Source organism: Flavobacterium zhoui (assembly GCF_042787235.1).
Classification (GTDB): Bacteria; Bacteroidota; Bacteroidia; order Flavobacteriales; family Flavobacteriaceae; genus Flavobacterium; species Flavobacterium zhoui.
The window spans coordinates 48614-59976 of record NZ_JBHZPY010000007.1 but is presented as its reverse complement, the minus strand read 5'-3'; the positions used below and the strand labels follow the sequence as shown (position 1 = coordinate 59976).

Annotated in this window: 11 protein-coding genes and 1 riboswitch; all 11 genes read left to right on the top strand. The window is 35.7% G+C overall.

Annotated features, from left to right (window positions below):
* Positions 1-3 precede the first annotated feature (3 nt).
* The 11 genes from ACFX5F_RS09610 to ACFX5F_RS09560 all read left to right on the top strand — a co-directional run bounded on the left by ACFX5F_RS09610 (position 4) and on the right by ACFX5F_RS09560 (position 10992).
* Positions 4-453, top strand: a complete 450-nt coding sequence (locus ACFX5F_RS09610) for an OsmC family protein (protein WP_379851848.1) — start codon at positions 4-6, stop codon at positions 451-453.
* Positions 454-536: 83 nt separating this feature from the next.
* On the top strand, positions 537-1709 hold the full coding sequence (locus ACFX5F_RS09605; protein ID WP_379851847.1) for a trans-sulfuration enzyme family protein: 1173 nt from the start codon (positions 537-539) through the stop codon (positions 1707-1709).
* Between the two features lie 214 nt (positions 1710-1923).
* Positions 1924-2334, top strand: a complete 411-nt coding sequence (locus tag ACFX5F_RS09600; RefSeq protein ID WP_379851846.1) for an RrF2 family transcriptional regulator — start codon at positions 1924-1926, stop codon at positions 2332-2334.
* Positions 2335-2442: 108 nt separating this feature from the next.
* Complete coding sequence (locus ACFX5F_RS09595) at positions 2443-3345, top strand: sulfite exporter TauE/SafE family protein (protein ID WP_379851845.1); 903 nt, start codon at positions 2443-2445, stop codon at positions 3343-3345.
* Positions 3345-4046 (top strand): phosphoadenylyl-sulfate reductase, encoded by a 702-nt coding sequence (locus ACFX5F_RS09590; RefSeq protein ID WP_379851844.1) that lies wholly within the window; start codon positions 3345-3347, stop codon positions 4044-4046. Before ACFX5F_RS09595 ends, ACFX5F_RS09590 begins: the two co-directional genes overlap by 1 nt.
* 66 nt (positions 4047-4112) lie before the next feature.
* Positions 4113-5012, top strand: a complete 900-nt coding sequence (gene cysD, locus ACFX5F_RS09585) for a sulfate adenylyltransferase subunit CysD (protein WP_379851843.1) — start codon at positions 4113-4115, stop codon at positions 5010-5012.
* A 96-nt stretch (positions 5013-5108) separates the two neighbouring features.
* Positions 5109-6353: a sulfate adenylyltransferase subunit 1 gene (locus tag ACFX5F_RS09580; RefSeq protein ID WP_379851842.1), complete on the top strand. Its 1245-nt coding sequence runs from the start codon at positions 5109-5111 to the stop codon at positions 6351-6353.
* 29 nt (positions 6354-6382) lie between these two features.
* The gene (locus ACFX5F_RS09575) at positions 6383-8473 is read left to right on the top strand and encodes a nitrite reductase (protein ID WP_379851841.1); all 2091 of its coding nucleotides are present in this window, start codon (positions 6383-6385) and stop codon (positions 8471-8473) included.
* Positions 8466-9260, top strand: a complete 795-nt coding sequence (gene cobA / locus ACFX5F_RS09570) for a uroporphyrinogen-III C-methyltransferase (RefSeq protein WP_379851840.1) — start codon at positions 8466-8468, stop codon at positions 9258-9260. The genes ACFX5F_RS09575 and cobA overlap by 8 nt, the downstream gene beginning before the upstream one ends.
* A complete protein-coding gene (locus ACFX5F_RS09565) occupies positions 9247-9828 on the top strand; it encodes a precorrin-2 dehydrogenase/sirohydrochlorin ferrochelatase family protein (RefSeq protein ID WP_379851839.1) in 582 nt (193 codons plus the stop codon). Before cobA ends, ACFX5F_RS09565 begins: the two co-directional genes overlap by 14 nt.
* A gap of 111 nt (positions 9829-9939) precedes the next feature.
* Positions 9940-10992 (top strand): NAD(P)/FAD-dependent oxidoreductase, encoded by a 1053-nt coding sequence (locus ACFX5F_RS09560; RefSeq protein WP_379851838.1) that lies wholly within the window; start codon positions 9940-9942, stop codon positions 10990-10992.
* A gap of 92 nt (positions 10993-11084) precedes the next feature.
* A riboswitch (SAM riboswitch) is annotated at positions 11085-11204 on the top strand.
* The last annotated feature ends 159 nt before the right edge of the window (positions 11205-11363 follow it).

Sequence of the window (11363 nt, the reverse complement as noted above, 5' to 3'; positions counted from 1 at the left end):
AAAATGAAAATAACACTAAACAGAGTAAACGAAAACTTCCACTTTGAATTAAAAAATGACCGTGGACATATTGTAAACGTTGATGCTAGACCAGAATTTGGTGGGAATGATATGGGATCAAGCCCAATGGAATTAGTATTAATGGGTGTTGCTGGTTGCAGTGCGATTGATATGATTTCTATTTTGAAAAAACAAAGACAAGTTATCACTTCTTTTAAAGCTGAGGTCGAAGGTGAACGTGTACAAGTAGGCGAGGCAAAGCCATTCAAAGATATTCACGTTGTGTTTTATCTAGAAGGACCTATTAATGAAGATAAAGCAGCCAGAGCAGCACAACTTTCTTTCGAAAAATACTGCTCGGTTTCTAAAACATTAGAACCAACAGCAACCATACATTACAAAGTAGTCTTGAATGGAAACCCCCTAACCCCCGAAGGGGGAACTAGCAAGTAATAGCTGTGGGATAAATATTAAATTTAGTAACAAACAAATCGACCCCAATACAATTCCCCCTTCGGGGGTTAGGGGGCTTATTTATGGAAAATGATAATTTTGGTTTTGAAACCCAAGCCATACGCACCCAATTAGAAAGAACGCAGTATTTAGAGCACTCGGTTCCTTTGTACTTAACTTCAAGTTTTGTCTTTGAAGATGCCGAAGATATGCGTGCTTCTTTTGCTGAGGAGAAAGACAGGAATATTTATAGCAGATACAGCAACCCAAATACGAACGAATTTGTTGATAAAGTTTGCAAAATGGAAGGGGCTGAGGCTGGTTTTGCCTTTGCTTCAGGAATGGCAGCAGTGTATTCAACCTTGGCAGCTTTACTGAAATCCGGAGATCATATAGTTTCATCCAGTAGTGTTTTTGGAGCGACACATTCTTTATTCATTAATTATTTTCCAAAATGGAACATTGAAACCTCCTATTTTGATATAAATAAGCCGGAAACGATTGAAAGTTTTATTACACCAAATACAAAGATTCTTTTTGCTGAATCGCCTACCAACCCTGCTGTTGATATTATCGATTTGGAGCTTTTAGGAACTATTGCTAAAAAACACAATTTGATTTTGGTAATAGATAACTGTTTTGCAACACCTTATCTGCAACAACCTATAAAATGGGGCGCGCACTTAGTGGTGCATTCCGCTACGAAGTTAATGGACGGTCAAGGTAGAGTGTTGGGAGGAATAACAGTTGGTGATGCTGAATTGATACAAAAAATCTATTTATTTTCTCGACTTACGGGGCCTTCCTTATCGCCTTTTAACGCTTGGGTTTTGTCAAAAAGTTTAGAAACTTTAGCAATTCGTTTAGACAGACATTGTGAAAATGCATTGAAAGTAGCAGAGTTTTTAGAGCAACATCCAAATGTGAATAGTGTTAAATACCCCTTCTTGAAATCTCATCCGCAATACGAAATTGCTCAAAAGCAAATGAAGTTGGGTGGGAACATCGTTGCTTTTGAAATAAAAGGTGGTCTTGAAGCCGGAAGAAACTTTTTGGATAAAATAAAGCTATGCTCATTATCACCAAATTTAGGAGATACCAGAACAATTGTAACGCACCCAGCGTCTACTACGCATAGTAAATTATCTGTTGAAGAACGTTTGGCCGTAAGTATAACGGATGGGTTGGTTCGCGTTTCTGTAGGGTTGGAAACAGTGAAAGATGTTATAGCAGATTTAGAGCAAGCTCTATCGTAAAGATTTTTGTCCCGAAGTTTCGGAAGTGGATTAGCGATTTTTATTCCGAAGTTCGGGAGCAGATTTAGTGCAAATCGAAAATCGTTAGTCTGCATTCACTATTCTTAAATCAAAAAGTATATTTTTGTTGCTACAATAAAAGACATATAGATTTTGGATTACTTTTAAAATCTGAAATCAAAAATCGTTAATCTTCAATCTTATATTTTTTTAAATGCTTTCAAAGAAAACAAAATACGGAATAAAAGCTTTGACTTTTTTGGCTCGCCAGAAAGATAATACTCCAGTTCAAATTGCTGAAATAGCAAAGAGTGAAAATATTTCGTTGAAATTTTTAGAAAGTATATTATTACTTTTACGTCACTCCGGTTTTTTGGGTGCCAAAAAAGGAAAAGGTGGTGGTTATTATTTAATTAAAGAGCCAAAAGACATAAATATGGCTCATGTCTACCGTATTCTGGAAGGACCTATTGCACTATTACCTTGTGCGAGTCATAATTTCTATGAAAAATGTGAGGATTGTACTGATGAAGCAACTTGCGCGGTTAGAAAACTAATGATCGAAGTACGCGATAACACATTGAAAATCTTAGATAGTAACACACTGGCTGATATCGCATTTTAACAAATAAATCTCTGAATAAGTTTTGTAATTAAGTAAAAAGTATTATTTTTGCCTTTTAATCTACTATTCCGATGGGGTAATAGATAAATTAATTGAATAGAAAATAATATGAATAAAGATTTAAAAGAAAGCAGTGCAGTAATAAAATCGGAAACGTCTTTTAAAGAACGTTTATGGGTTATTATTCCGGTTACTTTATTAATCGGATTGATATCTACATTGGTATATAATCATCATGCTGAATTTTCTTGGAATGCTTTTATAGGCGGATTTAATCAGGAGTTTTTAATCTTTTTCTGCATTGGAATTTTTGCTCAATTGGTGGATGGTACTTTAGGAATGGGCTATGGAGCAACATCAACTTCTTTTTTATTGGCTTATGGAATTCCTCCTGCAATCAGTAGTACTGGAGTTCACGTTGCTGAAATGTTTACTACAGGAGCATCTGCAATTTCTCATCATAGATTTGGAAATATTAATAAAAAATTAGTGAAACATTTATTGATTCCAGGTGTTTTGGGTTCTATAGCTGGAGCTTATTTATTATCAGATGTGATTGATGGGGATGCGATAAAACCTTTTATTGCGGTTTATATGATTGCATTAGCTTGTATTATTATTAGAAAAGCGATGCAAAAGAATATTATAAAAAAGAAAACCAAGCGTCTTGGCATTTTGGCTTCTTTTGGAGGTTTTATGGATGCTGTTGGTGGCGGTGGATGGGGGCCAATTGTCACTTCTACATTACTTGGGCGAGGCAGAAATCCCAGATATACTATTGGATCCGTGAATGCAGCCGAGTTTGCGGTTTCTTTTGCAAGTGGAATAACATTTATGATTTTTGGAGGCATACAAGGGTGGCAAGTGATTATAGGTCTGATTTTAGGTGGTGTTATTGCTGCGCCAATTGCTGCTTTATTAGTCAATAAAATCAAAAGAAAACCGATGATGATTTTAGTAGGTATCTTAATTATCGTTTTGAGTTTACGAACATTATCTAAATTATTATAATGAGTGCAACATTAATAAATACTTTATTAGAAAAAACAGCAAATTTCTCGATTGAAGAGACTTTGGCTTTTTTAGCTAACGAATACAAGGATAAAGTGGTTTTTTCTAGTTCTTTTGGGCAGGAAGATCAGGTGATTACAGCTTTAATTGCTAAAAGCAACTTGCCTATTACCATTTTTACTTTAGACACAGGAAGATTATTTCAAGAGACATATGATGTTTTTCACAAAACAATAAAGAAATATAAAAAAGAGATTAAAGTATGTTTCCCAGAAGCTACGGCTGTTGAAAACTTATTGCAAACAAAAGGTCCAAACAGCTTTTACGAATCAGTTGAAAATAGGAAAGAATGTTGTTTTATTCGAAAAGTGGCTCCATTGACTAAAGCATTAAAAGGCAATGAGATTTGGATTACCGGTTTACGAGCGGAACAATCCGAAAACAGAAATGATCTGGATTTATTTGAATACGATGCGCATTTTGATATCATTAAATTCAATCCATTATTAAAATGGACCTTAGAAGAGGTTCAAAAATATATTGATGATAACAATGTGCCTCAAAACGCACTCCATAAACAAGGCTTTGTGAGTATAGGTTGTGCGCCATGTACCAGAGCCAATACGCCTGGCGAGGATATCAGAGCGGGACGATGGTGGTGGGAGTCTAGTCATAAAGAATGCGGTTTACACCAAAAGTAAAAGTTTAATCGTTTATGTGTTTAGTCGTTTAACCGAATAAACAGATAAACAAATTACCAAATAATAATGAGTTCAATATTAAAAACAAACGCATTAGAAAGCGAAGCGATATATATTTTTAGAGAAGTAATTTCTCAATTTGACAAGCCTGTATTGCTTTTTTCAGGTGGAAAAGATTCAATTACATTGGTACGTTTAGCTCAAAAAGCATTCTTTCCCGCAAAGATTCCTTTTCCATTATTGCACGTTGATACCGGTCATAACTTTCCTGAAACAATCGAATTTAGAGATAGATTGGTCGCTGAATTAGGATTAGAATTAATCGTGCGTAATGTACAAGATGCTATTGATGAAGGGAAAGTAGTAGAGGAGTCCGGAAAATACTCAAGTAGAAACAGTTTGCAAACTGTAACTCTCTTAGATGCTATTGAGGAATTCAAATTTGATGCTTGTATTGGTGGTGCCCGAAGGGATGAAGAAAAAGCAAGAGCTAAAGAGCGTATTTTCTCTGTTCGTGATGATTTTGGTCAGTGGGACGAGAAAAACCAACGCCCGGAATTGTTTGATATTTTGAACGGAAAAATTGAGAATGGTCAAAATGTGCGTGTTTTTCCAATTTCAAACTGGACAGAATTGGATGTTTGGAGTTATATCGAAGAAGAGCAAATTGAAATTCCATCAATTTATTTTTCACATAAACGTAAAGTGTTCTTGAGAGACGGCATGATTTGGTCGCATTCTCCATTTGTATTTCAAGAAGAAGACGAAGAAATCGAAGAAAGAATTGTTCGTTTTAGAACCGTTGGAGATATGAGTTGTACCGCTGCCGTTGATTCTTATGCAGCAACAATTCAAGAAGTAGTTGGTGAAATTAGATCTTCAACCATTTCTGAAAGAGGAGCCAGAATTGATGACAAGCGTTCTGAAGCCGCAATGGAAAAAAGAAAACAACAAGGGTACTTTTAGAATACCAATTGAAAGATTTAAGGATTTAAAAATTAAAAGATTTAAGTTAAGGAGTTTTTAAAACTTGAAACTTTAAACCTGAAACAAAGATATATAATGGAAGTTTTAAAAATAGCAACAGCAGGAAGTGTAGATGACGGGAAAAGTACATTAATCGGGAGATTATTATACGATACAAAATCGTTGACTACTGATAAGATTGAAGCAATAGAAAAAAGCAGCAAGCAAAAAGGATATGATTATTTAGATTTTTCTTTGGCTACTGACGGTTTGGTTGCCGAAAGAGAACAAGGAATCACGATAGATGTGGCTCACATTTATTTTTCAACAGCGAAAAAAAGTTACATCATTGCCGATACTCCAGGTCACGTAGAATATACACGTAACATGGTTACAGGAGCTTCAACTTCACAAGTATCAATTATATTGATTGATGCCAGAAAAGGAGTTATTGAGCAAACCTACAGACACTTTTTCATCAATAATTTATTGCGTGTCAAAGAAGTGATTGTCGCGGTAAATAAAATGGATTTGGTGGACTATTCGGAAGAAGTTTACAACAAAATCAAAGCTGATTTTCAAGCTTTAAATGCAAAAAGTACATTCAAAGAACAGACGGTTAGTTACATTCCGCTAAGTGCTATCAATGGTGGAAATGTAGTGGACAAATCAGAAAATATGCCTTGGTACACTGGGCAAACAGTTTTGGAGCATCTGGAGGCTTTGGAGCCAAAAGACGTTTACGAAAAAGGACAAGCTCGTTTCCCGGTTCAGACGGTTATTAGACCAAAAACGGAGGAATACCATGACTTTAGAGGGTACGCTGGGAAATTATACGGAAACAATATTAAAGTAGGTGATGCAGTAACCGTTCTTCCCTCTTTGACAGAATCTAAAGTGACCAACATTCACTTTTTCGATAAAAAATACGATGAAGCTACTGCAGGTTCTTCGATTACAATCGAATTAGAAAATGATATCAATGTGACCAGAGGAGATATGATTGTAAAATCGAATGAGCTTCCTAGAATCGAAAAAGATATCAATACAACGATCTGCTGGATGGACAGCAAAAAGTTAGTTCCGGGAACAAAATATTTGATTCAACACAATACCAATAGGGTTTTGGCAAAAATTGAAAGCGTAAAAAATGTGATTGCTACTGATTATTCAGGTTCAACTCCAGTAACTCAATTGGCTATTAACGAAATAGGAGAAGTGAATATTAAATTAAGCAAAGCCATCTATTTTGATGCCTATAATGACAATAAGTCAAACGGCGCTTTTATTTTAATAGATACAGCAACCAATACAACTGCAGGAGTTGGTTTTATAAACTAAACCTAGCTTTTGCTAAAAAACAACTACAGATGCAAAGTTTTAGAACCGAAATAGAAGATCCGATTGTCCAAAAAGACATTATCGATTTAGAAAGAAAAATTGCTTTATTCCGTGACGGGAAAATTGATGATGAGCGTTTTCGCAGCCTTCGTTTGGCGAGAGGAGTTTACGGTCAGCGCCAGGAAGGCGTACAAATGATTCGTATTAAATTGCCTTTTGGGAAAGTGACCAGCGAACAATTGTTGCGTATTACCAAAGTTTCTGATGAATATTCAACCGGACGTTTGCACATTACAACGCGTCAGGATATCCAGATTCACTATGTAAGTTTAGACAGAACACCACAACTTTGGGCTGAACTGGAAAAAGATGATGTAACACTTCGTGAAGCTTGTGGAAACACCGTAAGAAATATTACGGCGAGCGAAACAGCAGGAATCGATTTAGAGGAACCTTTTGATGTGTCGCCTTATGCGCATGCTATGTTTCAGTTTTTCTTAAGAAATCCAGTTTGTCAGGAAATGGGACGTAAATTCAAAATGTCATTTTCTTCTTCGGATAAAGATACGGCGTTGAGTTATTTGCATGATTTAGGATTTATTCCAAGAATTGTAAATGGCGAAAGAGGATTTAAAGTAATGTTAGGTGGAGGATTAGGCTCTCAACCAAGTCATGCCGAATTATTATCGGAGTTTATTCCGGTAAACCAAATTATTCCAACAACCGAAGGTGTTTTAAGAATTTTTGATCGCTACGGCGAAAGAGCGAAACGTTTGAAAGCGCGTATGAAATTCTTAATCAAAGATTTGGGAAGAGACGAGTTTTTAAGATTGGTGGAAGAAGAGAAAAAAGCCTTGTCTTACCAAACGGTTGAAATCGATACGACTGCTTTTGATGGTGAAATTCCAGCTCCTTTATTGGAAGCTCCAAAAGTAGTAATCGAAGACACAGCTGCTTTCGAAGCTTGGAAGAAATCAAATGTTTTTTCTCAAAAACAAGCTGGATATGTAGCGATTGGTATCAAAGTTCTATTAGGAGATTTTTATACCGATAAAGCAAGATTATTAGCAGAATTAATCAAAAATTATGCAGCTAATGAATTGCGTTTTTCTTTAAGACAGGATATTTTAATTCGTCACATAAAGGAAGAAGATTTAGCATTTTTCTATCAAGAATTAGCCAAGCTTGACTTTGTAGCTTTGGGATACGATGGTACCGCAGATATCACCGCTTGTCCTGGAACAGATACTTGTAATTTAGGAATTGCAAGCAGCACCGGAATTGCAGTAGAACTAGAAAGAGTATTAGAAACAGAATATCCGCAATACATTAATAATCAGGAAATCACCATAAAAATCAGTGGTTGCATGAATGCTTGTGGACAACACAATATGGCCGAAATAGGTTTTCAAGGAATGTCTATTAATTCGGGAAAACTAGTGGCGCCAGCATTACAAGTATTATTAGGCGGAGGAAATTTAGGAAACGGAAACGGAAGATTTTCGGATAAAGTAATCAAAATTCCAAGCCGAAGAGGACCTGATGCGTTGCGTTTCATCTTAAATGATTTTGAAGCAAACGGAAATGGACAATCATTCTTAAATTATTATGATGCTAAAGGAGAGAAATACTTCTACGAATTTTTGAAACCATTAGCTGATTTGACTAATCTTACTGAAGCAGATTTTATTGATTGGGGAAATGCTGACAACTATGTAAAAGCAGTTGGAGTTGGAGAATGTGCCGGAGTTGTTATTGATTTAGTAGCCACTTTGATATTTGAGGCTAAGGATAAAATGACTTTTGCTCAAGAAGCTTTTGAAGAAGGAAAATGGGCAGATGCAATTTATTTAGCGTATGCTGGATTTGTAAATGGTGCTAAAGCATTGTTACTTGCTGAAAACCAAAAAACAAATCACCATGCAGGAATTATCGATTTGTTTGATACTGTTTTTATAGAAAGTAACAAGATTGAATTGGATTCGACTTTCAAAGAATCAGTTTATCAAATTAAAGAAAACGAACCTTCCCAAGCGTTTGCACAAAAATATATTCAAGAAGGAGTTGCCTTTTTTGATAAAATAGAAAAATACAGAGCAAAAGATTTAGCTGATGCATAATTCAAGACAACCAAAAGTAACTTTAGTAGGTGCAGGTCCTGGCGATCCGGATTTGCTTACTCTAAAAGGAGCAAAAGCATTGGCTGAAGCAAACGTGGTTTTGTATGATGCCTTGGCTAATGAAGAACTTTTGTCTTATGCTCCTAAAAAAGCATTGAAATTATTTGTTGGAAAGAGAAAAGGAAGTCATGCCTATACCCAGGATGAAATTAACCAATTAATTGTAGATAATGCACTTACTTACGGTCATGTAGTTCGGTTAAAAGGCGGCGATCCATTTATTTTTGGAAGAGGAAGTGAAGAAATAGAATTCGTAGAAAGTTTTGGAATTCCTACATTTGTGGTTCCGGGAATTTCATCTTCTATTGCAGTTCCTGCTTCTCGAGGGATTTCATTGACAAAGAGAGGTGTTTCTGAAAGTTTTTGGGTAATTACCGGTACGACTTCAGCACGAAAATTATCGGCCGATGTGGCTTTGGCAGCCCAATCAACAGCAACAGTTGTTATTTTGATGGGGATGAGTAAATTGGAAGAAATTGTAGCTCTGTTTCAAAAGGAATCCAAAGGAGAAATACCTGTTGCGATTATTCAAAACGGAACGACTCCTGAGGAAAAAGTAGGGATTGGAACAATAAACACGATACAAAGAGTCGTGGCAGAGAATAATTTAAGTTCTCCGGCGATAATCGTTATTGGAGAGGTAGTGCGTGATAATAAGAAAAAGTTAAGATTTTATAAAGAATTAAAATTAAACAATAATAAGGTACTGGTATATGGAAAGGAATGAATTATATCCGATATTTTTAAAATTACAGCAACTCAATGTACTTATTGTAGGCGGAGGTAATGTAGGTTTAGAAAAGTTATCGTTTATGCTAAAATCCAGTCCAAATGCCAATGTTGAGGTCGTGGCACCAAAATTTTTACCGGAACTGGAAGCGTTGGTGAAGAAGCATCCTTCAGTAAAACTGACGAAAGCCAAGTTCAAGAAAAAAATGTTGAAGAAACGGCACATGGTGATAGCCTGTACCGATAATTTGAAAGTCAATAAAAAGGTTTTTGATTTGTCACGAAAAAAATACTTGATTTGCAACATAGCCGATACGCCAGATTTATGCGATTATTATCTAGGTGGAATTGTAACTAAGGGTAATGTAAAGATTGCGATTTCTACAAACGGGAAATCACCAACAACTGCCAAAAGATTACGGGAGTTCTTCGAAGAAATAATCCCGGACGATATTAATAAAATGGTCGAGAACCTAAATGAATATCGAAAAACGCTAAAAGGGAATTTTGAAGAAAAAGTTCAAAAAATGAACAAAATTACCGAAGCATTAAAAAACAAAGAATAAAAGAGCCAATAAGAACGAATGATATTTATCATCTAAAACAGTAAAAATCTATCGTTAATTTGCAGTAAAATAGTTTAGCATAATTACATTACACATATAAAGAATAAAAAAATGGTTAAAACAGACATATTAATTATAGGAGCCGGACCAACAGGTTTATTTGCAGTTTTTGAAGCAGGATTGTTAAAACTAAAATGTCATATTTTAGACGCACTGCCACAAGCGGGCGGACAACTTTCAGAATTGTATCCAAAAAAACCTATTTATGATATTCCAGGTTTTCCGGAAGTATTGGCAGGAGATTTGGTAGATAACTTAATGGAGCAAATAAAGCAGTTTGAACCCGGTTTTACACTTGGAGAACGTGCAGAAACTATAGCTAAACAAGAGGACGGAAGTTTTATTGTGACTTCAAATAAAGGAAAGAAATTTCACGCTTCGGTTGTAGCGATTGCTGGTGGTTTAGGAAGTTTTGAGCCTAGAAAACCACTAATCGAAGATATCGAATTTTACGAAGATAAAGGTGTAAAATATTTCATCAAGAACCCGGAGAAATTCAGAGACAAAAGAGTTGTGATTGCCGGAGGTGGTGATTCAGCTTTAGACTGGAGTATTTTCTTGTCTAATATTGCTTCCGAAGTGACTTTGATTCACCGAAGAAACGAATTTAGAGGCGCTTTAGATTCTGTAGAAAAAGTCCAAGAATTAAAAGATTCAGGAAAAATAAAGCTAATCACTCCGGCAGAAGTTGTTGGGTTGAATGGTGCCGAACATTTGGAATCTATAGATATTGAAGAAGATGGAGCGCACAGAACCATTCCTACCGATTACTTTATTCCTCTTTTTGGATTAACGCCAAAATTAGGTCCTATTGGACATTGGGGATTAGAAATCGAAAAAAATGCAATCAAAGTAAATAATGCGCTAGATTATCAAACGAATATTCCAGGAATTTTCGCCATTGGGGACGTAAATACGTATCCGGGGAAACTGAAATTGATTCTTTGTGGATTCCACGAGGCGACATTAATGTGCCAGGCAGCCTACCAAATCATCAATCCTGGAAAAAAATATGTATTGAAATATACTACAGTTTCTGGTGTCGACGGATTTGACGGAACTCGTAAAGAGGCCCCAAAAGCAGTGGTGAAAGCCATTGTTTAACAACTTACTAGAAACTAGTTAAAAAATATAGCGCTAATACTTGCAAGTATTAGCGCTTTGTCTTTACTTTGCACTGTTCTTATATTTATTGACAGTTATCACGAAAGGCGGAGGGAAAGACCCAATGAAACCTTAGCAACCCTTTATTTTTAAAGAAGGTGCTACATTCTACTTTATACAGAACCAATTTCAGTATTTAAGATAGATAACACACGAATACTCACTTAGTATTTCTCAAACCTTTTCTTGACAACATATCGATATTTAGCCTACTGAATTAATTTCAGTAACAGGAGCGAACAATTGGCGTTTTTTTGCCAATACCGTTCCCGCTTTCCGTTGCAATCTTTTACTTTTTTAAAGAAAAAAAG

Coding starts and splice junctions, on each gene's coding strand:
- cysD (WP_379851843.1), top strand. CDS start 4,113: ATGAGTTCAATATTAAAAACAAACGCATTAGAAAGCGAAGCGATATAT.
- ACFX5F_RS09605 (WP_379851847.1), top strand. CDS start 537: ATGGAAAATGATAATTTTGGTTTTGAAACCCAAGCCATACGCACCCAA.
- ACFX5F_RS09610 (WP_379851848.1), top strand. CDS start 4: ATGAAAATAACACTAAACAGAGTAAACGAAAACTTCCACTTTGAATTA.
- ACFX5F_RS09590 (WP_379851844.1), top strand. CDS start 3,345: ATGAGTGCAACATTAATAAATACTTTATTAGAAAAAACAGCAAATTTC.
- ACFX5F_RS09595 (WP_379851845.1), top strand. CDS start 2,443: ATGAATAAAGATTTAAAAGAAAGCAGTGCAGTAATAAAATCGGAAACG.
- ACFX5F_RS09565 (WP_379851839.1), top strand. CDS start 9,247: ATGGAAAGGAATGAATTATATCCGATATTTTTAAAATTACAGCAACTC.
- ACFX5F_RS09600 (WP_379851846.1), top strand. CDS start 1,924: ATGCTTTCAAAGAAAACAAAATACGGAATAAAAGCTTTGACTTTTTTG.
- ACFX5F_RS09580 (WP_379851842.1), top strand. CDS start 5,109: ATGGAAGTTTTAAAAATAGCAACAGCAGGAAGTGTAGATGACGGGAAA.
- ACFX5F_RS09560 (WP_379851838.1), top strand. CDS start 9,940: ATGGTTAAAACAGACATATTAATTATAGGAGCCGGACCAACAGGTTTA.
- cobA (WP_379851840.1), top strand. CDS start 8,466: ATGCATAATTCAAGACAACCAAAAGTAACTTTAGTAGGTGCAGGTCCT.
- ACFX5F_RS09575 (WP_379851841.1), top strand. CDS start 6,383: ATGCAAAGTTTTAGAACCGAAATAGAAGATCCGATTGTCCAAAAAGAC.